The sequence below is a fragment of the Limimaricola pyoseonensis genome, from assembly GCF_900102015.1.
In the GTDB taxonomy this organism is placed as follows: Bacteria; Pseudomonadota; Alphaproteobacteria; order Rhodobacterales; family Rhodobacteraceae; genus Limimaricola; species Limimaricola pyoseonensis.
Genome location: NZ_FNAT01000001.1, coordinates 383,133 through 403,083, shown reverse-complemented (window position 1 = coordinate 403,083; position 19,951 = coordinate 383,133). Strand labels below are relative to the sequence as shown.

The window sequence follows — 19,951 nt, the reverse complement described above, 5'->3', positions numbered from 1 at the left end:
GAGGACCGTTCCAAGTGAGCCGCCAGCCGATCCTGCCCCCCAACCCGCCGGAGCCGCCCAAGCGACGCAGCCTGATCGGCGTGCTGCGCAACAACTTCATCGCCGGCGTGGTGGTGATCGCGCCGATCGGCCTGACCGTCTGGCTGATCTGGACGATGGTCGGCTGGATCGACAGCTGGGTGCTGCCCTTCGTGCCCGACCGGTTCAATCCCGAGCAGTATATCGGGATCAACCTGCGCGGCGTGGGCGTGATCTTCTTCATCCTGTTCACCTTCCTCGTCGGCGCGCTGGCCAAGGGCTTCGTCGGGCGCAGCCTGCTGCGCTTCGGCGAGGGCATCGTCGGCCGCATGCCGGTGGTGCGCTCGATCTATTCGGGGCTAAAGCAGATCGCCGAGACGGTCTTCGCGCAGTCCGAGTCGAGCTTCGATCAGGCCTGCCTGATCGAGTATCCGCGCAAGGGGCTCTGGGCGCTGGCCTTCATCTCGACCCGGGCCAAGGGCGAGGTGGCACGCAAGCTGCCGCCCGAAGGCGACATCGTGACGGTGTTCCTGCCGACCACGCCGAACCCGACCTCGGGCTTCCTGCTGTTCCTGCCGCGCGCCGACGTGATCCTGCTCGACATGAGCGTCGAGGAGGCCGCGAAACTGGTGATCTCGGCCGGCCTCGTCACGCCGCCCGACCGCGAACGCCCGGTCGAGGCCGAGCCGTTGCGTACCGGGACCTCGGGCCGCTAGGAGAACATCTTTCGCAGATCGACCGTGTCGCGGCGGCCCAGATCGGCCTTGTGGTCGCGCAGGAAGCGGTCCATCGCCATCTCTCCGGCTGCGCGCAGCCGGGCCAGGATCACCGGCGCGGGGATCGTCTTGGTGGCGACGTTGAGGTCGTTCATCAGCGCGTCGTCGCCCACCATGTGCACCAGCACCCGCTTCATCGCGCCCTCGGGCAGGCGGTGATCGGCGAGCAGGCGGCGCACGAAGTCCACCGCCCTTAGCTCGCGCAGCAGCGACGAGTTGAAGCTGATCTCGTTGATCCGGTTCTGGATGGCGAGGCTGTCGCCCGGCACCTCGTCGCGGTGCAACGGATTGATGTTCACGATCACAACATCATCCGGCAAGTCCTTGTCGTACAATGGAAACAGCGCCGGATTACCTGTATATCCGCCGTCCCAGTAGGCCTCGCGCCGCCCTGTCGCCGGGTCGTCGATCTCGACGGCGCGAAAGAGCGTCGGCAGGCAGGCCGAGGCGAGCACGGCCTCGGCCGTCAGCTCGTCTCCGGTGAACACGCGGATCTTGCCCGAGCGGACATTGGTCGCCCCGACGAAGAGCCGCGGCCCTGCAGGGTCGCGCACGTCCTCGAAGCGGATCTCGCCCAGGACGCGCGCCAGCGGGTTGCGCAGCATCGGTCCGTAGGCATAGGGCGACATCATCCGTGTCGCGGCCTCCAGCGCCCGGAAGGCCGGCGACCATTCGATCGCGCGGGCCATCGCCGGCGCGGTAGGCGCCAGTGCCGAGATCCAGTCCGACCAGCGCGCATCGGTCACCGCGCCGATCCGGCCCCAGAACCATTCGAGATTGGCGCGCGCGGCGTCGCGGCCGCCGCGCACCAGCCCGGCCTTCAGCACGGCGGCGTTCATCGCGCCGGCCGATGTGCCCGAGATCGCCGCGATCTCGATGTCCCGTTCAGCCAGCAGCCGATCCAGCGCGCCCCAAGTGAAGGCGCCATGCGCGCCCCCGCCCTGAAGCGCGAGGTTGATCCTGATCACAGCGCCGTCCAGCCGCCGTCTACGCTGATCGTGGTGCCGGTGATCTGCGCCGCCGCGTCCGAGCACAGGAACACGCAGGTGCCGCCGAGCTGCTCGGTGGTGGCGAACTCCTTGGAGGGCTGGCGCTCCAGCATCACCTCGCGGATCACCGTCTCGCGGTCCATGCCATGCGCCTTCATCTGGTCGGGGATCTGCGCCTCGACCAGCGGGGTCAGCACGTAGCCCGGGCAGACGGCGTTGCAGGTGATCGGCTCGCGCGCGGTCTCGAGCGCCGTGACCTTGCTGAAGCCGACGATGCCGTGCTTGGCCGCGACATAGGCCGACTTGTAGGGCGAGGCGGTGAGGCCGTGGGCGCTGGCGATGTTGATCACCCGGCCCCAGCCGGCCGCGCGCATCATCGGCAGCGCCGCGGCGGTGGTGTGGAAGGCCGATGAGAGGTTGATGGCGATGATCGCATCCCACTTCTCGGCCGGGAAGTCGTCGATCGGCGCGACGTGCTGGATGCCGGCGTTGTTGACGAGGATGTCGCAGCGGCCGGCCCGTTCGACCAGCCCGCGCGCGGCCGCCGCGTCTGACAGGTCGGCCGCGATGTAGCGCGCGCTCACCCCATGCGCATCGGCAATTTCCTGCGCAAGCGCATGGTCTTCCTCGCGGTCCGTGAAGGAGTTGAGAACCACGTCGGCGCCGGCACGGGCGAGTTCGCGGGCGATTCCCAACCCGATGCCGGAGTTCGAACCGGTGACGATCGCGGTCTTGCCTCGTAGATGCATGGCACTCTCCGATACTGCCTGTTTGTGCGACACAATGGCCGCGACACCCGAAGCTGACGAGTCCCTTTCGCGCCTAAACGCTTGAAAAACGCGGTTTCACTGCGTATCGGAATCGAGCTCGCAGGCCTCGGCCAGGACGCCGCTCCGCACAGCCTCAAGCCCAAAAAAAACGCCCGCCGAAGCGGGCGTTGAGTTATGAGGCAGGTTTCATACAGGCAAGAAACCTATCGAGCAGTGAGTCCCTTATAAGCCTTTCCCCGCCGTCGTCCAAGCATAAAGTTTGATAATGATCGGGGGGGACTATACGATTTTCTTCAACCGTAACCGGTCAAAGAACCGAACCACTCAGGGGGCTTCGAGCAGAATGAATTCACCTTACGTCAAGCTGTTGGGAACAGCGAGTTTTCTCGCCGCGCTCGGCGCCGGGGCCGCGATGGCCGAACCGCAGCACGGGATCGCCATGTATGGCGAGCCCGCCCTGCCGGAGGGGTTCGAGGCGCTGCCCTATGCCAACCCCGACGCGCCCGAGGGCGGCCGCATGGCCACCGCCGAGGTCGGCGGCTTCGACAGCCTCAACCCCTACATCCTCAAGGGCTCGGTGCCCTGGCAGCTGAGCTTCCTGATCGGCGAGAGCCTGATGGGCCGCTCGCTCGACGAGCCCTTCACGCTGTACGGCCTGCTGGCCGAGAGCGTCGAGACGGCGCCCGACCGCAGCTGGGTCGAGTTCACCCTGCACCCCGAGGCGGCGTTCTCGGACGGCAGCCCGGTCACCGTCGAGGACGTGATCTGGTCCTTCGAGACGCTCGGGACCGAGGGCCATCCGCGCTACCAGGGCTTCTGGTCGAAGGTGGAGAAGATCGAGGAGACCGGCGAGCGCAAGGTGCGCCTGACCTTCAACACCGCCGACCGCGAGCTGGCGCTGCTGGCCGGGATGCGGCCGATCCTCAAGAAGGCGCAGTGGGAGGGACAGGAGTTCGGCGAAAGCGGCCTCGACACCATCCCGATCACCTCCGCGCCCTATGTCATCGACGACTACGAGGCCGGGCGCTTCGTGTCGCTGAAGCGCAACGAGGACTACTGGGGCGAGGACATCCCGTTCCGCCGCGGCACCGCCAATCTTGACGAGATCCGGCTCGAGTTCTTCGGCGACGAGACGGCCGCCTTCGAGGCGTTCAAGACCGGCGAGACCAACTTTACCCGTGAATTCAACGTCGCGCGCTGGGACAGCCAGTACGACTTCCCGCGCGTGCGCTCGGGCGAGGTGGTGCTCGAGGAGCTGCCGCATGCCCGGCCCTCGGGCATGACCGGCTTCGTGATGAACTCGCGCAACCCGCTCTTCGAGGACTGGCGCGTGCGCCAGGCGCTGATCGAGGCGTTCAACTTCGAGTTCATCAACGAGGCGATGACCGGCAGCGCGCAGCCGCGCATCACCTCCTATTTCTCGAACTCGCCGCTCGGCATGGACGAGGGGCCGGCCGAGGGCCGGGTGAAGGAGTTCCTCGAGCGCTGGGAGGGCGACCTGCCGCCGGGCGCGCTGGAGGGCTACGCCCTGCCCGTCTCCGACGGCACCGAGCGCAACCGCAAGAACATCGCCTCGGCGCTGACGCTGCTGTCGAGCGCGGGCTGGGTGGTGCAGGACGGCGTGCTCACCAACGAGGAGACCGGCGAGCCCTTCCGCTTCGAGATCCTGCTCGAGCAGGGCAGTTCCGAGAACGCGGCGATCATCGACATGTACGTGCAGTCGCTCGAGCGGATCGGCATCACGCCGGAGATCTCGACCGTCGACAGCGCGCAGTACAAGGAGCGCACCGACGCCTACGATTTCGACATGACCTATTTCCGCCGCGGCCTGTCGCTGTCGCCCGGCAACGAGCAGTATCTCTACTGGGGCGCCGAGGCCGCCGACACCCCCGGCGGGCGCAACCTGATGGGGGTCAAGAACCCGGCCGTGGACGGGCTGATCGACCTTCTGCTCACCTCCGAGTCGCAAGAGGATTTCCTCGCCGCGGCCAAGGGGCTCGACCGGGTCCTGACGGCCGGGCGTCACGTGATCCCGATCTACCAGTGGAACATCAGCCGCATCGCCTACGACGCGGATCTGAAGCATCCCGAGGTGATCCCGATCTTCGGCGACTGGCCGGGCTGGCAGCCCGATGTCTGGTGGCACGAGGCGGGCGGCGCCGACCCGCAGGCCGAGGCAGGTGCTGAGGACAAGGCCACGGAGGCGGCGGAGTGAGCCGCCCCCTGCGCCGCCTCGCGGCACTTGCCCTTCTGGGGGCGGTGGCCGCGGGCTGCACGCCGGTGCGGGTGGTCGGCGACGCCGCCGTCGGCACCGCGCAGGTCGGGCTCGCCGTGGTCGATGTCGTGATCTGATCGCGGTCTCGGGAGCGGGCGGGCCGGAACCCGGTCCCCCCGCTTGCCGTTGCCGGATCAAGTGATCGGGCAGCATGAGGAGACCCGCGATGAAATGGAGCCACGTCGCCAATCACTGGCACGCATTCGTACCCAACATCCTGACGGAATGGCCGGATCTCGATCCCGACGAGGTCGAGGCGACCGAAGGCGAACTCGGCCCCTTCCTCGATCATCTCTGCGAGGCGACCGGCATGACCCGCGAGGATGCGAGGGACGAGGTATCGGAATGGCTCGAGGGCACCGACCCGGCCGACGCGATGATGGACGAGAGCCGCGACAACGAGCGGATCATCGCCTCGGCCCGCTCGATGCACCCCTCGGAGGACGTCTACAGCGACGACGCCGCCTATGGCGACGACGACAGCAAGGACGGCCGCGACGACAGCTAGTCGGTCAGTCCAGCGAGGTGACCCAGAGGATGGTCGCATCCTCGGGGCTGGTCGAGATCACGTTATGGCCCATCGCGGCGTCGTAATAGGCACTGTCGCCACGCTTCATGTCGACCGGCTCGTAGAACTCGGTCAGCAGGCGGATCGTGCCGGTCAGCACGTAGAGGAACTCCTCGCCGTCATGCCGGACCCAGCCGTCGAACTCCGCGAAGGAACGGGCGCGCACGCGCGCCCGGTAGGGCAGCATCTTCTTGGCCCGCAGCCCCTCGGCCAAAAGCTCGTGTTCGTAGGTCGCGGTGATCTGCGCGCGCCCCTCGCCGGCCCGGACATGCACCATCCGGCCGGTGATGCGCCCGTCGCGCGGCGGCGTGAAGAGCTGCGGCACCGAGATGCCGAGGCCCGTCGCCAGCTTCTTCAGCGCGTCATAGGTGGGCGACATCTGGCCGTTCTCGATCTTCGAGAGCGTCGAGCGCGCCAGGCCCGCCTGGCCTGCCGCCTGTTCCAGCGTCCAGCCCTGCGCCTTCCTGAGTTCGCGCACCCGCGCGCCCAGATCGAGCGGCGGCGCGGATTCCTGCGTGCCGTTCTCGCGGGCGATGCGCACGAGGGAGCCGGGGCGAAGATCGGAGGTGGTCATGGCGCATGCCATACGACGTTGCCCATCCGACTTGCAACATCGCCGCGCAGCGCGTAGCCCTCAGCCCCTGTCCCAGCACTCATCACCGAAGGGCCCGGCCATGGTCAAACTGGACATTCTCTCAGACCCGATCTGCCCCTGGTGCTGGATCGGCAAGGCCAATCTCGACCGGGCGCTGGCCGACCATCCCGACCACCCCTTCACCATCGAGTGGCACCCGTTCCAGCTCAACCCCGACATGCCGGCGGGCGGCATGGACCGGCGCGCCTATCTGGAGGCCAAGTTCGGCGGCCGCGAAGGCGCGACCAAGGCCTATGCCCCGATCGTCGAACGGGCCGCCGAGGCCGGGCTCGAGCTGAACCTCGACCGGATCGCCAGGACGCCCAACACGCTCGACGCGCACCGGCTGATCCACTGGGCCGGCATCGAGGGGCGGCAGACGGCCGCCGTGAGCGCGCTGTTCAAGGCCTACTTCACCGAAGGCCGCGACATCGGCGACCACGACGTGCTGGCCGATATCGCTGACAGCCTCGAGATGGACGCCGCCGTGGTGCGCCGGCTGCTGGAAAGCGACGCAGATGCCGAGACCATCCGCAACCGCGACGCCCACAGCCGCGAGATGGGCGTGCAGGCGGTGCCGACCTTCATCGTCGGCCAGCGCCACGCCGTGCCCGGCGCGCAGCCGCCCGAGCTCTGGGCCCAGGTGATCTCCGACATCCGCGCGCAGATCGCCGCGGAGGGCGAGGGCTGAGCTCAGCGGCTGACCGCCAGCCCGAAGACCTGGTCGCGCCGGCCGCGCGTGGTGAGGTACGCGCCTAGCGGCTCGGCGGTGCGCCCGGCGCTGCGGGCGACGTCCTCGCCCTGCCCGTCGCGCGAAACCCACAGCACGGGGCCGCCGTCCCGCGGCATGTCCGCGAGCGTCCAGACCTCGCGCCCCGGCAGCGCCAGCCGCAGGTTTCCGGCCACCCATGTCGCGTCTGTGACGATCGTCGCCTCCGGCGCGTGGCTCTCGATCCAAGCCGCGAGGCCGGGGAAGCCCGTGTCGCGGTAGCCCGGCTCGACCCGGCCCGAGACCGGCAGGAGCAGGATCGCCACACCCCACAACCCGGCGAGGCCGAGGGCGAACCGCCTGCGGCCCACGGGGCCGAGCCTGTCGAGCATCCACAGCGCCGCCACCGGCGCGGCGAAGATCGCCACGGGCAGGAGCCAGCGGTCCTTCACCTCGGTCGCCCCCGTGGCGACGAGGCCGAGCGCCAGCAGGAGCGTGCCCGCGACCATCGTGTCGATCATCAGCCGCGCCTGGCCATCCGGCCGCCAGCGCGGCGCGGCGCGAGTGCCGAGCCGGACGCCGACGGCCACGAGGATCACCAGGCCGCAGAACGCGGCCCATGCCGCAGCAAGGCTGGCCAGCGCCTCCAGCGCGCGCGCCAGCGCCCCGCCCGTCTCGATGCCCAGCTTGTGGACCGAGCCTGACGCCAGGGCCGGGTTGTCCAGCACCCAGCGCAGCGGCCCGATGACGACCGCGGCCAGCGCCAGCGCGGCCAGCAGCAGCCCGCCCGTCGAAAGGGCGGCGCGGCGCGGCCGCCGCCACAGCGCCGCCACCAGCAGCGCCGCGGGCAGCAGCGCCACGTTCCACTTCGAGATCGTGCCAAGACCGGCCAGCAGGCCGAGCGCGATCCAGTCCGGCGCCGAGGCCCGGCCCGGCGCCCGCAGGATCCGGTCGGTGAGCGCCATCAGCATCAGCGCGACCGCGGTCGCGAGCACCGAATGGGTGAGCGCCCGCTGTGCTTCCCACAGGATCTGCGGCAGCAGGCCGAGCGCCGCGACGGCGAGGCCCGCCTCGAGCGGCGGCCGCAGCCGGCGCAGCATCGCGTAGAGCGACAGCGCGCCGCCCGCCAAGAGCGCGTTCTTCAGAAGGGCCAGCGCGAAGACGTTCCCGCCGACAAGCTGGAACACGCCCCATTGCAGCCAGAAATACAGCGGCGGCTGGGCGTTGTAGCCAAGCGCCAGCTCGCGCGCGTGGTAGAAAGCCTCGGCTTCGTCCAGTTCGAGCGCCGGCCCCTGGGCATAGCGCCACGCGATCTGCAGCGCCGCCCAGCCGAGGATCAGGCCGATCCAGGCGCGGTCAGTTCTCATGCCCCGGCTCGCCCGCCCGGCGCTCGATCCAGATGAAATAGATGTTGCGCGCATAGACCATCAGCCCGAAGGCCTGGCCCATGATGAAGACCGGGTCGCGCCGGTAGATCGCGTAGGCCAGCAGCATCGCCCCTCCCGCGAAGGAGAAGTACCAGAACGTCTCCGGCACGATCGAGCGGCGGACCTTCTCGCTGGCGATCCACTGCACGAGGAAGCGCGCCGAGAACATCGCCTGCGCCATGAAGCCGACGGTGAGCCACAGAAGCTCGACCCAGGTGGTTCCCGCGAACCATTCGACGAAGATGCTCATGCGACCTCCTCGGCCCGGGCTGGCCGGGCCCGCATCACCAGCCAGCGCACGCCGATCAGGTCCGGCACGCCCTGCAGGCCACGCTTCCAGTTGGTGTAGTGCGAGGCGCCGTGCTGACGGGCGCGGTCGCCCACGGCGATATAGGCGGTGCGCGCCCCGTAGGCGCGAAACAGCGCCGGCAGGTAGCGGTGCTGGCCGTGGAAGAACGGCAGCGCCAGATGCCGGTCGCGCTCGAACACCTTCAGGCCGCAGCCGGTGTCGGGGCAATCATCGTTCAGCACGCGCCGCCGCAGCCCGTTGGCCAGACGCGAGGCGATCCGCTTGGAGCGGGTATCGCGGCGTTTTTCGCGCACGCCTCCGACAAGCTGCGGCCCGTCCGGGTCGTAGGCCGCCACCAGCGCCGGGATGTCGCCCGGCGGGTTCTGCCCGTCGCCATCGAGCGTCGCGACCAGCGGATAGCGCGCCGCGGCGACCCCGGTGCGCACGCTCGCGCTCTGGCCGGCGTTGCGGGCATGGCGCAGCACCCGCAGGCGCGGATGGGTCTCGCGCAGCGCGACGAGTCGCGCCACGCCGTCATCGGTCGAGCAATCGTCGACCACGATCACCTCGCCAAGCAGGTCCGCGGGCAGAAGCTCGAACGCCTCGCGCACCAGCGCCTCGATGTTGCCGGCCTCGTTGTAGGCCGGAATGACAAGCGAAATCATTCGCTTGCGATCTGAACTTGATGTTTGTGTCATTGTGCGACGGCCTTGGCCTTCTTGGCGTCCTTCACCTTCTCGGCCAGCGATTTGGCGATGGAAAAGGCGCCGCGGATCTTGTCGGCCTCCTTGCCCCAGTCGCGCATCACCACGATCTTGTTGTCCTTCACCTTGGCCTGACCCTTCTGGTCCTGGATGAATTCGACCAGCCCCTCGGGCGAGGCGAACTTGTCGTTGTGGAAGCGGATCGTCGCGCCCTTCGGTCCGCCGTCGAGCTGGCTGATCCCGGCGCGCAGGCACATCGCCTTGATGCGCACCACGAGCAGCAGCGTGTTCACTTCCTTGGGCAGCGGGCCGAAGCGGTCGATCAGCTCGGCCGCGAAGCCCTCGAGCTCGACCTTGGTGGTCAGCTCCGAGAGGCGGCGGTAGAGGCCGAGCCGCACGTCGAGATCGGGCACGTAATCCTCGGGGATCAGCACCGGCACGCCGAGATTGATCTGCGGCGCCCACTGGCCCTCGTCCTGGATGCCCTCGACTTCGCCCGACTTGATCTTGGAGATCTGCTCCTCGAGCATCTGCTGGTAAAGCTCGAAGCCCACCTCGTTCATCTGGCCCGACTGCTCTTCGCCCAGCAGGTTGCCGGCGCCGCGGATGTCGAGGTCCTGGCTCGCCAGCGTGAAGCCGGCGCCGAGGCTGTCGAGGCTGCCCAGCACGCGCAGCCGCTTCTCGGCCCCTGCCGTGAGCGGCGCGCGCGGCTTGGTGGTGAGATAGGCATAGGCGCGGGTCTTGGAGCGCCCGACCCGGCCGCGGATCTGGTAGAGCTGCGCGAGGCCGAACATGTCGGCGCGGTGCACGATCATCGTGTTGGCGGTCGGGATGTCGAGGCCGCTCTCCACGATGGTGGTCGCCAAAAGCACGTCGTAGCGCCCGTCGTAGAAGGCGTTCATCCGGTCGTCGAGCTCGCCCGCCGCCATCTGGCCGTGGGCCACCACGTAGGAAACCTCCGGCACCTCGGTCTTCAGGAATTCCTCGATCTCGGGCAGGTCCGAGACGCGCGGCACCACGAAGAAGCTCTGGCCGCCGCGATAGCGCTCGCGCAGCAGCGCCTCGCGCACGGTGACGGTGTCGAATTCGCTCACATAGGTGCGGATCGCGAGACGGTCGACCGGCGGGGTGCCGATGATCGACAGGTCGCGCACGCCGGTGAGCGACATCTGCAGCGTCCGCGGGATCGGCGTGGCGGTCAGCGTCAGCACGTGCACGTCGGTGCGCAGCGCCTTCAGCCGCTCCTTGTGGGTCACGCCGAAATGCTGCTCCTCGTCGACGATCAGCAGGCCCAGCTCCTTGAACTTCACCGACTTCGACAGCAGCGCATGGGTGCCCACCACGATGTCGACCGTGCCCTTGGCGAGCCCCTCGCGCGTGGCCGAGGCCTCTTTCGCCGAGACGAAGCGCGACAGCGGCTTGACGTTGATCGGGAAGCCGCGGAAGCGTTCCTCGAAGTTCTTGAAGTGCTGGCGCGCGAGCAGCGTGGTCGGCGCGATCACCGCGACCTGCACGCCGGACATGGCGGCGACGAAGGCGGCGCGGATCGCCACTTCGGTCTTGCCGAAACCGACGTCGCCGCAAATCAGCCGGTCCATCGGGTGGCCCGACTCGATGTCGTTCAGCACGTCCTCGATCGCCTGAAGCTGGTCCTCGGTCTCGTCATAGGGGAAACGGGCGAGGAACTGCTCCCAGATGCTGTCATGCGGCACGAGCTTGGGCGCCGAGCGCAGCGCCCGCTCGGCGGCGATGCGGATGAGCCGGTCGGCGGCCTGGCGGATGCGTTCCTTGAGCTTGGCCTTCTTGGCCTGCCACGCGCCGCCGCCGAGCTTGTCGAGAAGGCCCTCTTCGTGGCCGTAGCGACTGAGCAGCTCGACATTCTCGACCGGCAGGTAGAGCTTCGCGTTCTCGGCATATTCGAGCGCGAGGCATTCATGCGCGGCCCCGGCGGCCGTGATGACCTCGAGCCCGTGATAGCGGCCGACGCCATGGTCGACATGCACCACCAGATCGCCGGGCGAGAGGCTTTGCGTCTCGGTCAGGAAGTTGTCGGCGCGGCGCTTCTTGCGGGCGCGGCGGATCAGCCTTTCGCCCAGCACGTCCTGCTCGGAGATCACGGTCAGGTCGTCGGTCTCGAAACCGTGCTCGAGCGGCCAGACCGCGAGGTGCAGGCCGCGCTTGCCCACGCCCTTCCAGTCGCGGACATGGATGGTCTCGGCCAGCCCCTCGTCCTCGATCAGCCCCGAAAGCCGCTCGCGCGCGCCTTCGGAATATGAGGCGATGACCACCGGCCCGGTCTTCATCCGGTCCTTCACGTGCTTGGCCAGCGCGGCGAAGAGGCTGATGCTCTCCTGCTGGCGCTCGGGCGAGAAGTTGCGCCCGATCCGGCCGCCGGCATCGGTCACGCCCGGCCCGGTCGCCTGCGGCAGCGGCGCGAAGCGCAGCACTCGGCGGCCGGCGGTAGCGGCCTGCCAGCCGTCTTCGTCGAGATAAAGGGACTCGGGCGGCGCGGGCTTGTAGATCGAGTCGATCCGCCCCATCTGGCTCATCGCGTGGCGGCGGGTCTCGTAGGCGTCCCTGACCAGCGTCCAGCGCGCCTCGCGCTGCGGCCCGGCCTGATCGTCGAGCGTGACCGGCGCGCCGGGCAGGTATTCGAACAGCGTCTCAAGCCCGTCCTGGAAGAAGCCCAGCCAGTGCTCCATCCCGGCATGCTTGCGGCCGTTCGTCACCGCCTCGTAGAGCGGGTCGTCGGTGCCGGCCGCGCCGAACTCGATGCGGTAGTTCTGCCGGAAGCGGGTGATCGCGTCGTCGTCGAGGATCACCTCTGAAACCGGCGCCAGCTCGACGCTGTCGAGCTTGTCGGTGGTGCGCTGGCTCGCCGGGTCGAAGCGGCGCGCGCCGTCGAGCACGTCGCCGAACATGTCGAGCCGCACCGGCCCGCCCTGTCCGGGCGGGAAGATGTCGATGATGCCGCCACGGATCGCGTAGTCGCCGGGCTCGGTCACGGTGGGGCTCTGGGTGAAGCCCATCCGCACGAGGAAGTGGCGCAGCCCGGCCTCGTCGATGCGATTGCCGACCTTGGCGCTGAAGGCGGCGCCGCGCAGCAGCTCGCGCGCCGGCACGCGCTGGGTGGCGGCGTTGACGGTGGTGAGCAGCACGAAGCGCTCGGGCATGTCGTGCAGAAGCCCCGCCAGCACCGCCATGCGCGCGGCCGAGATCTCGGCCGCGGGCGACACTCGGTCATAGGGCAGGCAGTCCCAGGCCGGGAAGGTGATCACCGGCATGTCGGGGGCGTAGAACTCGATCGCGGCGCGCATCGCCGCCATGCGCTTGTCGTCGCGGGCGACGTGGATCACGGGGCCCTTGGCCCGCTCCGTCTCCTGAAGGACGAGTCGCGCGTCGAAGCCTTCGGGCGCGCCCGAGACGGTGATCCTGCTGCCGGTGTTCCTGGTCATCTGCGCTCACCTACCTTCAGGGGTGGCACTGTCAAGCGCCGGGCGGTCAGAACCCCGGCACCACCGTGAGGTTCCGGTACATGCCGAACATCGCGGTCACGAAGATCGAGACCATGCCGATCGCCTGCGTGGCGAAGCGATGCCGGGCCAGCCGGCGGCGCAGCGCGTCGCCCTGCGGCGCCTCGGCGGCAATCCGCCGGGCGAGGCGCAGCGACAGCGCGCCTACGAGGCTCATCGGCACCGCGATCAGCGCCACTGCCTGGGCGAACTCGACCCAGTACCAGAAGCCCAGCACCACGAGGGACGACAGCACGAAGGTCAGCGCGGCCAGCAGGACCGTCCCGGCCACATGCGCCACGTGCAGCATGCGGTTGACGTTGATCCGGACCATGTCGTGCAGGTCGGTCTCGGCCTGCCCGCCGAACCGCCGGGCGCGGGCCACCATGTCGAAGGGCACGCCCAGGACCCAGTGGCTCGCCGTCGACCAGATCACCGCCAGCATGATCCAGAACCACAGGTTCGAGAAGGATCGCATGTCGATCACTTCGAAGAGGGTCTTGGTCAGGTCCACGCGTGTCCGGTCCGGCGAATGGGTCGTCCGGCGGAGCCTAGCCCCCCGCCCCGGGGATGCCCAGACTTGTGACCGGCCCTGAACCGTGCCACCCCGTCGCATGTGATATGAATACACCGCCGCCGGAGGTCGCCCGATGCCGCAGTTCCCCACCGCCAGCTACCCGCTCGCCCGGCCGCGCCGACTGCGCCGCACCCCTGCCCTGCGCGCCATGGTGCGCGAGACCGCGATGACGCCCGACAACCTGATCTGGCCGATCTTCCTGCAGGCGGGCCGCGACGAGGAAAGCGCCATCGCCTCGATGCCCGGCGTCACCCGCCGCACCGTCGACCGCGCGGTCAAGGCGGCGCGCGAGGCGCGCGATCTCGGCATCCCGGCGATGTGCCTGTTTCCCTACACCGGGATCGAGAGCCGCACCGAGGACTGCGCCGAGGCGTGGTCGGACGACAACCTGACCAACACCGCGATCCGGGCGATCAAGGACGCGGTGCCCGAGATGGCGCTGATGACCGACATCGCGCTCGACCCCTACAACATCAACGGCCATGACGGCTTCGTCGAGGATGGCGAGATCGTCAACGACCGCACGGTCGAGGCGCTGGTGAAGATGGCGCTGGCGCAGGCGCGCGCCGGCGCCGACATCCTCGGGCCCTCGGACATGATGGACGGCCGGATCGGCGCGATCCGCGCCGCGCTCGAGGCCGAGGGGCACGGACATGTCTCGATCCTGAGCTACGCCGCGAAGTTCGCCTCGGCCTTCTACGGCCCGTTCCGCGACGCGGTGGGCGCGAGCGGCGCGCTCAAGGGCGACAAGAAGACCTACCAGGTCGACCCGGCGAACCCGCGCGAGGCGCTGCGCATGGTGGCGCGCGACATCGCCGAGGGGGCGGACATGGTGATGGTCAAGCCGGGCATGTCCTATCTCGATCTGTGCCGCCGCGCCAAGGACGAGTTCGGCGTGCCGCTCTTCGCCTATCAGGTCTCCGGCGAGTACGCGATGATCGAGGCGGCGGCGCAGAACGGCTGGCTCGACGGCGACCGGGTGATGATGGAGAGCCTCCTGGCCTTCCGCCGCGCCGGCTGCGACGGGGTTCTCACCTATTTCGCGCCGCGGGCGGCGCGGGCCATGGCGGGCTGAGACCCGCCGAACGGGACATGGCCGGCCGTCGGCGGATGACAGCCGGCGGCGGCTCGCCTATCGTGCCGGCGATCGCCCGGCGACAAGGGCGACGGACACATCACTTGAGGGGCAGAGACATGACGACGACCACGAGACGCGGGCTGATGGCGGGCCTGGGCGCGACGGGCCTTCTGGCGGCCTGCGGCAACGGTGTGGGCAGCGACGGCGCCTCGCGCATCGACGCGCGGGTGCAGAGCACGCTGAACTTCATGTACCAGAACTATCCCGGCACGCGCGACCTCGCGCGGCAGGCCAAGGGCATGCTGGTGATGCCGCTGGTGACGGAGGTCGGCCTCGGCTTCGGCGGCTCCTACGGGCGCGGCGCGCTGCTGGTCGGCGAAAGCGTGGTCGACTACTACTCCGCCGCCACCGCCAGCGCCGGGCTGCAGATCGGCGCGCAGCAGTTCAGCCACGTGCTATTCTTCATGACCGAGCAGGCGCTGTCGGATTTCCGCCGCGCGCCGGGCTGGGCCGCCGGCGCCGACGTGGAATACGCGGTCAACGACCGCGGCGAGATGCTGCGCGCCGAGACCACCACCTCGCTGTCGCCGGTGATCGCGGTGGTCTTCGCGCAGACCGGCCTGCGGGTCGGCGCGACGCTCGAGGGCACCAAATACAGCCGCATCATTCCCTGAGCGACCGGACGATCTCGAGCGGCACGGCACGTTCCAGCCGCTCGAGATCCGGCGCGAAGCCGAGACCGGCGCGCGCCCTGAGCAGCGCGATCCGCGCCATGTCGCGCGCGGCCTCGGCGATCTTGCGGTCCGGGTGGTCCTGCAGCGCGGCCAGCGTCTTCTGCAGCGCGATCTGCACCTCGGCCAGTTCCCGCCCGTCCCGCGCGATCGCGCCGAAGCCGTCCTGCATCAGGTCGGTCGGGTCGAGCGGCGGCACCCAGAGACGGTCGTGGATCGCCGTGTCCCGCCCGCCGCCCAGCTCGTCTCGGACCGAGTTGAGCACCCGCCCGATCCGGCCGATCACGTCGATCGCGGTGCCCGGATCGTTGATGCCGGGCGACAGCGCCTTGGAGCCGATCTCCGACAGCATGATCAGCCCGAAGCGCGGATCCTGCTCGACCGTCCGCAGCGCGCCCATGCGGATGTTCTCGTGGAGGGCGCCCTCGATCTCATCGCCGCCGCCCGCGACGCGGGCGACGATCTCGCCCTCGTGGACGAAACGGCCGACCGGGGCCTCGAAATAGATCCGGGCGTCATGCTCCTCGGCCGCCTCCTGCAGCGCCGCCTCGAAGATCGCCTGGATGTATCCGGTGCCCCGCGCCCGGACCGGCCGGGCGTCGCGCGGCACGTCGCCGGGGCTCAGCGCGTGACCGCCTAGACAAGGCCTCTCGGCGCGTTCGCGAAACGCCCCGAGCGCCTCGCTCTCGATCCGGGCGGTGGTGTCGACGAGACTGCCGAGCGCCTGCAGGTGGAGGATCCAGCGCAGGATCACGAAGACGATCAGCACCAGCACCACCAGCGTCGCGATGTAGAGCGTGACGATCTCCTTCTCGCCGTAATAGGGCGTGGACAGCAGGATGATCGCCGCGAGCGCGTAGATGTAGGCGCCGACGAAGGTGGCGAGCACCGTCTGCGTGGTGGTGTCGGCCAAGAGCATGCGATGCGCCCGCGGCGTCCAGCGCGACGAGGCCGACTGGTGCACGCTGACCATCACCGACAGCGAGAAGGTCGTGACGGCCAGCATCGAGGTCGAGATGATGTCGAGCAGCCGGTTCAGCGCGTCGGCGCCGATCGCCTCGGCGAAGCCTGCCGGGATCATCGGCCCGAACAGCTTGGCGGCGCCGAGCGCGACGAAGAGCAGCCCCGAGATCAGGGCCACCCGAACCCAGAGCCGGCGCGACAGGCGGCGAAGCTTGCGCAGGATGGTGGAGAACATCTGACCTCGCGGGCTGGCTGGACCGGTCGGGACGCGCACCCGCCCGCGGGCGCCCGACCCCGTCCGCCACGCGGTCCGGCCCGGACCCCGTCATCCAACGCCGCCCCCGGCGGATGGTTGCGGCACCGCTGCGCGCCGCCCCAACCCCGGCCGGGATCTTCCGATCAGACCACCATCAGCTGCGCCTCGTGGCGCTTGAGCGCCTTGCGCGCCGCGCGGTAGGCCTGCACGCCCTCGGGCGTGGCCAGTTCGGGAAACAGCCCGCAGATCTCGCCGCGCTGGGTTTCGCCGATGCCGTTCAGCGTGTGGTCGCCCGGCTGGAAGCTCTCGGTCCAGGCGCCGTTCGACAGCACCACCTCGTGCTGGTCGAACAGCATGTGGATGTAGCTGGTGCGCGAGACGTCGACCCGGTGGATGCCACGGCTGCCGACCAGGTGCTTGGCCGCGGCCAGCACCTCGGTCTCGCCGAAATAGAGCTCGGCCCGCGCTCCGCTCAGCAGCAGGCGGTGGTTGGGCGACACCATCATGTCGCGCTCGGGCAGGCCGCCGCCAAGCGCGCCGGCGCGGATCATCACCGGCTGCAAATGCGGGCTGGTGAGCATGTGGCGCGGCCCCAGATCCTTGCGGCCGAGCCAGCGGATCTCCTGGATGCCGTTGTCACGGGTGATGATGCGGTCGCCCTCGCGCAGCTCCTCGACCAGCCGTTCGCCGCGCGGGGTGGCGATCAGCGTGCCGGGGGTGAAGCAGGGCACGACGTTCTCGATCTCCTCGAACCGCATGGTCGAGCCGTCCTTGAAGTAGACGATCCCGTCCTCGCGGTCGTCCGAGGTGTAGACGATCCGGTCAACCTGGTCGGTGCCGCTCAGGTCGAGCACGTCGTAGTCGTCGCCGCCCGAGCCGCCATCGACTTCGTCGCCGGCATCGCCGCCGATGAAGCTGTCGCGGTCGTCGCCGCCATAGAGCCTGTCGGCGCCCTGCCCGCCTGTGATGGTGTCGTTGCCGGTGCCGCCGTAGATCTTGTCGTCGTCGATGCCGCCATCAATGGTGTCGTTTCCGGCGTCGCCCCAGATCCGGTCGTCGTCGTCCTGGCCGAAGATGACGTCGTCGCCGTCACCGCCGCGGATCACGTCGCGGCCGTTGTCGGTGACCTTGTCGCCCTGGTCGTCGCGGATGTTGAGCGCGTCGGGGAAGCGCGGGTCGAGGCCGCCATAGATCGTGTCGTTGCCGGCGCCGCCATCGATCCTGTCGTTGCCTTCGCCGCCGACGATGTAGTCGTCGCCATCGCCGCCATGCACGTAGTCGTCGTCGATCCCGGCATCGATCCGGTCGTTGCCGCTGCCGCCGTAGATCCTGTCCTGGTCGTCGCCGGTGCTGATCCGGTCGTTGCCGGCGCCGCCATAGACGACGTCGCGGTCGTCATAGGGGTCGGGGTCGCGGTCGAGGCCGGGATAGGGATTGTCGAAGCGCGCGGTGTCGGCGTGGCGGTCGCCGTCGCCGGCCTCGATCACGTCATCGCCGTCGCCGCCGCTGATCTTGTCGTTGCCGAGACCGCCGGTGATGGTGTCGTCACCAGCGCCGCCATGCAGGCGGTCATCGCCCTCCTCGCCGAAGATGGTGTCGTCGCCCTCGCCGCCGAAGACGAGGTCGTCGCCGCGGCCGGCCTTGATCGTGTCGTCGCCTTCGAAACCGTAGACCCGGTCGTCATCCGGCGCGTCGTCGCCGAGGATCGCGTCGCCCGCGTCGATCCGGTCGCCCTCGGGGTCGCCGGTGTAGTCGAGGTCGATCAGGTCGGCCGCCGCAGTGCCCTCGACGATCCCGTCGAGGCCGGGCTTGCCGCAGCCCACCTCGACCGCGACCCGGGCCGTGTCCGTGCCGCCCTGGCCGTCGCTGATCTCGTAGTCGATGAACACGTTGCCGTTGAAGCCGGGCTCGGGCTGGAAGGTCAGCGAACCGTCGTCGTTGATCCGGACCGAGCCGCTCGACGTGGTGGCGGAGGTCACGGTCAGCGGGTCGCCGTCGGGGTCGCTGTCGTTGTCGAGCACGTCGATGGTGACGGCCATCTCCTCGCCGGTGCGGGCGCTGTCGTCCTGCGCGTCGGGGGCGCGGTTGTCGCCCGGCTGCGGGTCCTTCAGGAAGTTCTCGATGTCGTAGAAGTCGAGCCGCTCGCCGATCGGCTGCATGTTCTCGTCGAGGAACTGGATCCAGCCATTGACGCCGTTGCCGTCGTCATCCGGCGTGACGTCCTTGACGTAGAGATTGCCAAGGCCGCGCAGGTCGAGCGTGTCGACATCGTCGGAGCCGCCATCGCCGCCGCCGTAGACCTTGCCGCCCTTCTCGACATCGAAGGTGTCGCGGCCGTCGCCGCCATGCATGGTCTCGCGGGCATCGCCGATGATGTGGTCGTCGCCGTCACCGCCATAGACGTGGTCGGCGCCGCCGCGACCGTCGATGTGATCGTTGCCCGCGCCCCCCTTGATGACGTCGTTGCACTCGGTGCCGATCAGCTTGTCGTCACCATCCGTGCCCACGATACGCTTGCCGCCTGACATCAATCGTTCTCCTTCCTCGCGGACCCAGCGGCCCGGCATGACCTCTTGGTGCGCCGGGCGGCTGATGGCTCACCGGCGCCGCGCCGCCGGGCGCGTCTTGCTATGCTGTCGCGATGCCGGCCGGGCGGCCCGCATGCAGACTGAATTCGTCCGACCCTCGGCCGGACCGGCCACCCCAGCTGGCCGGCTCCCCGCAACCGGGAATGGTTCGTAAGGTATCCCCCGCCCGCCGGCGGACAAAGGAAATCTTGTCGAAATCATGGTGCGGCGATGACCTCCTTGCGCCCGAATGGGGCGAGATGACGGCGAAACGCCCGCAAGCCCCCGCGCCATTGTCGCGTCAGGCGGGACAGTCGGCGGCCGATCCGGCCCTGACAGCCGGTCTAGCACGGCTCTTGGGCCCCGATAGGGCGATGTTCGGAAACAACGCGGCAGCATGACGGCACGGGCCGGACCGGGGCCGCGCCCGGACCGATCCCGTCAACTCATTGTTTTCGTTTTGCGATCAGTCGGCGCCCGCGCGCCGAATTGGCCCGCCCGGCCGGTTCAGCCGCCGAAGCCGCCGCGCAGGCCGCTGCCGGTGCGCGCGGCGCCGAAGCCGCCGCTGCGGGCCACGGTGGCCCGCGTCATCGGCGCGGCGCCGCGGGTCACGGGACCAGAGCGGAAGGCCTGCGGCGAAAGCGCCGCCGCGCCGCGGTTCGAGTTCAGCACCGTGCCGCCCGTGGTGGCAAAGCCGCCCGAGGAGCGGCCGTAGAAGGGCTGCGCGCCGACGCCGCGCCCGCCCATCATGTTGCCGATCAGATAGCCCGCCATCAGCGGCAGGAAGATCGAGCCGCCACCGCCGCCCGCGCGCTCGTCGACTACGCATTCGGTGCCGTGCTCGGCCTCGCAGAGCGCCTCGTCGTCGTAGCGCGGCGCGGTCTCGACATGCGCCTCGAGCGCCTGGCCGAAGCCCTCCTCGCAGGACTGCTCGGTCACCCAGGTGCCGGGCCCGGCCGCGGCCTCCATGCAGGCCTCGAGCGTCGGGAAGGCGGCGGAGGGCACATCTTCCTCTCGGCAGGCGGCAAGGCTGAAGGCAGCGGCGCCCAAAAGTGCGATGCGGACGTGGCGCGAACGCTTGCGCGGGGTGGCGGTGGTGCGGGTCATG

Annotated in this window: 18 protein-coding genes; 7 read left to right on the top strand and 11 right to left on the bottom strand. The window is 69.5% G+C overall.

Annotated elements, in window-relative coordinates:
• Window positions 1-14: 14 nt before the first annotated feature.
• Window positions 15-734: a DUF502 domain-containing protein gene (locus BLT43_RS01960; RefSeq protein ID WP_207497387.1), complete on the top strand. Its 720-nt coding sequence runs from the start codon at window positions 15-17 to the stop codon at window positions 732-734.
• On the opposite strand, the gene BLT43_RS01955 is transcribed toward BLT43_RS01960, so the two are convergent.
• Both BLT43_RS01955 and BLT43_RS01950 read right to left on the bottom strand, forming a co-directional pair.
• On the bottom strand, window positions 731-1,762 hold the full coding sequence (locus BLT43_RS01955) for a patatin-like phospholipase family protein (RefSeq protein ID WP_090109595.1): 1,032 nt from the start codon (window positions 1,760-1,762) through the stop codon (window positions 731-733). The genes BLT43_RS01960 and BLT43_RS01955 overlap by 4 nt on opposite strands.
• The gene (locus BLT43_RS01950; protein ID WP_090109593.1) at window positions 1,759-2,532 is read right to left on the bottom strand and encodes a 3-hydroxybutyrate dehydrogenase; all 774 of its coding nucleotides are present in this window, start codon (window positions 2,530-2,532) and stop codon (window positions 1,759-1,761) included. The genes BLT43_RS01955 and BLT43_RS01950 overlap by 4 nt, the downstream gene beginning before the upstream one ends.
• A 364-nt stretch (window positions 2,533-2,896) precedes the next feature.
• On the opposite strand from BLT43_RS01950, the gene BLT43_RS01945 reads away from it, so the two are divergent.
• The 3 genes from BLT43_RS01945 (at window position 2,897) to BLT43_RS01940 (ending at window position 5,336) form a co-directional block, all read left to right on the top strand.
• A complete protein-coding gene (locus BLT43_RS01945; RefSeq protein WP_423222106.1) occupies window positions 2,897-4,768 on the top strand; it encodes an extracellular solute-binding protein in 1,872 nt (623 codons plus the stop codon).
• On the top strand, window positions 4,765-4,905 hold the full coding sequence (locus tag BLT43_RS19065; protein WP_165612517.1) for a hypothetical protein: 141 nt from the start codon (window positions 4,765-4,767) through the stop codon (window positions 4,903-4,905). The genes BLT43_RS01945 and BLT43_RS19065 overlap by 4 nt, the downstream gene beginning before the upstream one ends.
• A gap of 89 nt (window positions 4,906-4,994) precedes the next feature.
• Entirely contained in the window at window positions 4,995-5,336 is a 342-nt protein-coding gene (locus BLT43_RS01940; RefSeq protein ID WP_090109589.1) for a hypothetical protein, read from the top strand.
• 4 nt (window positions 5,337-5,340) lie between these two features.
• On the opposite strand, the gene BLT43_RS01935 is transcribed toward BLT43_RS01940, so the two are convergent.
• Window positions 5,341-5,970, bottom strand: a complete 630-nt coding sequence (locus BLT43_RS01935) for a helix-turn-helix domain-containing protein (RefSeq protein WP_090109587.1) — start codon at window positions 5,968-5,970, stop codon at window positions 5,341-5,343.
• Between the two features lie 100 nt (window positions 5,971-6,070).
• Here BLT43_RS01935 and BLT43_RS01930 point away from each other — a divergent pair, with 100 nt between their 5' ends.
• Entirely contained in the window at window positions 6,071-6,721 is a 651-nt protein-coding gene (locus BLT43_RS01930) for a DsbA family oxidoreductase (protein ID WP_090109585.1), read from the top strand.
• A gap of 2 nt (window positions 6,722-6,723) precedes the next feature.
• Here BLT43_RS01930 and BLT43_RS01925 read toward each other — a convergent pair whose 3' ends face one another.
• From BLT43_RS01925 to BLT43_RS01905, 5 genes are read right to left on the bottom strand one after another with little or no spacing between them, the layout of a single operon-like run.
• Entirely contained in the window at window positions 6,724-8,106 is a 1,383-nt protein-coding gene (locus tag BLT43_RS01925) for a glycosyltransferase family 39 protein (protein WP_165612516.1), read from the bottom strand.
• Window positions 8,096-8,416 (bottom strand): lipid-A-disaccharide synthase N-terminal domain-containing protein, encoded by a 321-nt coding sequence (locus tag BLT43_RS01920; RefSeq protein WP_090110228.1) that lies wholly within the window; start codon window positions 8,414-8,416, stop codon window positions 8,096-8,098. Before BLT43_RS01920 ends, BLT43_RS01925 begins: the two co-directional genes overlap by 11 nt.
• Window positions 8,413-9,120, bottom strand: coding sequence for a glycosyltransferase family 2 protein (locus BLT43_RS01915; RefSeq protein WP_090109581.1), 708 nt, complete (start codon window positions 9,118-9,120; stop codon window positions 8,413-8,415). Before BLT43_RS01915 ends, BLT43_RS01920 begins: the two co-directional genes overlap by 4 nt.
• 29 nt (window positions 9,121-9,149) lie before the next feature.
• Window positions 9,150-12,614, bottom strand: coding sequence for a transcription-repair coupling factor (mfd, locus tag BLT43_RS01910; protein ID WP_090109579.1), 3,465 nt, complete (start codon window positions 12,612-12,614; stop codon window positions 9,150-9,152).
• A 46-nt stretch (window positions 12,615-12,660) separates the two neighbouring features.
• The gene (locus BLT43_RS01905; protein WP_090109577.1) at window positions 12,661-13,185 is read right to left on the bottom strand and encodes a component of SufBCD complex; all 525 of its coding nucleotides are present in this window, start codon (window positions 13,183-13,185) and stop codon (window positions 12,661-12,663) included.
• Between the two features lie 136 nt (window positions 13,186-13,321).
• Between BLT43_RS01905 and hemB the strand changes: the two genes are divergently transcribed.
• Window positions 13,322-14,323, top strand: a complete 1,002-nt coding sequence (gene hemB / locus BLT43_RS01900; RefSeq protein WP_090109575.1) for a porphobilinogen synthase — start codon at window positions 13,322-13,324, stop codon at window positions 14,321-14,323.
• Between the two features lie 119 nt (window positions 14,324-14,442).
• Window positions 14,443-15,000, top strand: a complete 558-nt coding sequence (locus BLT43_RS01895; RefSeq protein ID WP_090109573.1) for a lipid-binding SYLF domain-containing protein — start codon at window positions 14,443-14,445, stop codon at window positions 14,998-15,000.
• Here BLT43_RS01895 and BLT43_RS01890 read toward each other — a convergent pair.
• The 3 genes from BLT43_RS01890 to BLT43_RS01880 all read right to left on the bottom strand — a co-directional run bounded on the left by BLT43_RS01890 (window position 14,990) and on the right by BLT43_RS01880 (window position 19,950).
• Complete coding sequence (locus tag BLT43_RS01890) at window positions 14,990-16,255, bottom strand: DUF2254 domain-containing protein (protein WP_090109571.1); 1,266 nt, start codon at window positions 16,253-16,255, stop codon at window positions 14,990-14,992. The genes BLT43_RS01895 and BLT43_RS01890 overlap by 11 nt on opposite strands.
• A 164-nt stretch (window positions 16,256-16,419) precedes the next feature.
• Window positions 16,420-18,804: a Hint domain-containing protein gene (locus tag BLT43_RS01885; RefSeq protein ID WP_090109569.1), complete on the bottom strand. Its 2,385-nt coding sequence runs from the start codon at window positions 18,802-18,804 to the stop codon at window positions 16,420-16,422.
• Window positions 18,805-19,350: 546 nt separating this feature from the next.
• Complete coding sequence (locus BLT43_RS01880) at window positions 19,351-19,950, bottom strand: DUF1190 domain-containing protein (RefSeq protein WP_090109567.1); 600 nt, start codon at window positions 19,948-19,950, stop codon at window positions 19,351-19,353.
• Window position 19,951 lies beyond the last annotated feature (1 nt).

Excerpts from the sequence above, each read along its gene's own strand:
- BLT43_RS01925 (WP_165612516.1), bottom strand. The coding sequence starts at position 8,106 with ATGAGAACTGACCGCGCCTGGATCGGCCTGATCCTCGGCTGGGCGGCG.
- BLT43_RS01940 (WP_090109589.1), top strand. The coding sequence starts at position 4,995 with ATGAAATGGAGCCACGTCGCCAATCACTGGCACGCATTCGTACCCAAC.
- BLT43_RS01880 (WP_090109567.1), bottom strand. The coding sequence starts at position 19,950 with ATGACCCGCACCACCGCCACCCCGCGCAAGCGTTCGCGCCACGTCCGC.
- BLT43_RS01895 (WP_090109573.1), top strand. The coding sequence starts at position 14,443 with ATGACGACGACCACGAGACGCGGGCTGATGGCGGGCCTGGGCGCGACG.
- hemB (WP_090109575.1), top strand. The coding sequence starts at position 13,322 with ATGCCGCAGTTCCCCACCGCCAGCTACCCGCTCGCCCGGCCGCGCCGA.
- BLT43_RS01915 (WP_090109581.1), bottom strand. The coding sequence starts at position 9,120 with ATGATTTCGCTTGTCATTCCGGCCTACAACGAGGCCGGCAACATCGAG.
- BLT43_RS01935 (WP_090109587.1), bottom strand. The coding sequence starts at position 5,970 with ATGACCACCTCCGATCTTCGCCCCGGCTCCCTCGTGCGCATCGCCCGC.
- BLT43_RS01890 (WP_090109571.1), bottom strand. The coding sequence starts at position 16,255 with ATGTTCTCCACCATCCTGCGCAAGCTTCGCCGCCTGTCGCGCCGGCTC.
- BLT43_RS01950 (WP_090109593.1), bottom strand. The coding sequence starts at position 2,532 with ATGCATCTACGAGGCAAGACCGCGATCGTCACCGGTTCGAACTCCGGC.
- BLT43_RS01930 (WP_090109585.1), top strand. The coding sequence starts at position 6,071 with ATGGTCAAACTGGACATTCTCTCAGACCCGATCTGCCCCTGGTGCTGG.
- BLT43_RS01885 (WP_090109569.1), bottom strand. The coding sequence starts at position 18,804 with ATGTCAGGCGGCAAGCGTATCGTGGGCACGGATGGTGACGACAAGCTG.
- BLT43_RS01945 (WP_423222106.1), top strand. The coding sequence starts at position 2,897 with ATGAATTCACCTTACGTCAAGCTGTTGGGAACAGCGAGTTTTCTCGCC.
- BLT43_RS01920 (WP_090110228.1), bottom strand. The coding sequence starts at position 8,416 with ATGAGCATCTTCGTCGAATGGTTCGCGGGAACCACCTGGGTCGAGCTT.
- mfd (WP_090109579.1), bottom strand. The coding sequence starts at position 12,614 with ATGACCAGGAACACCGGCAGCAGGATCACCGTCTCGGGCGCGCCCGAA.